The sequence below is a fragment of the Neisseria sp. P0021.S007 genome, from assembly GCF_051956855.1.
This window is the reverse complement of record NZ_JBQCXA010001522.1, coordinates 1-468: the sequence shown is the minus strand read 5'-3', so window position 1 is coordinate 468 and position 468 is coordinate 1. Positions and strand designations below refer to the sequence as shown.

1 protein-coding gene is annotated in these 468 nt (G+C 48.1%); it reads left to right on the top strand.

Annotation, left to right across the window (positions count from 1 at the left end; all coding sequences use genetic code 11):
* Nucleotides 1-468: aminoacyl--tRNA ligase-related protein (locus ACTHUR_RS20060; protein ID WP_440400552.1), on the top strand; the 468-nt coding region annotated here is incomplete at both ends.

Sequence of the window (468 nt, the reverse complement as noted above, 5' to 3'; positions counted from 1 at the left end):
GTATTTATGGCACTGCTTGGGCGACGAAAGATGAATTAAAAGCCTATATCCAACGCATTGAAGAAGCAGAAAAACGTGACCACCGCAAATTGGGCAAGCAACTGGATTTGTTCCACTTGCAAGACGAAGCGCCGGGTATGGTGTTTTGGCATCCCAAAGGTTGGGCTTTGTGGCAGACTATTGAGCAGCATATGCGTAAAGAGCTGAATGCCGCCGGTTACAAGGAAGTCAAAACCCCCCAAATCATGGATAAAACCTTTTGGGAAAAATCCGGTCATTGGGATAACTACAAAGACAATATGTTCGTAACCAGCTCGGAAAAGCGCGAATACGCGGTTAAACCGATGAACTGCCCGGGACATGTCCAGATTTTCAATAACGGCTTGCGCTCGTACCGTGATTTGCCGATGCGTTTGGCAGAATTTGGTTCTTGCCATCGTAACGAGCCGAGTGGCGCACTGCATGGAC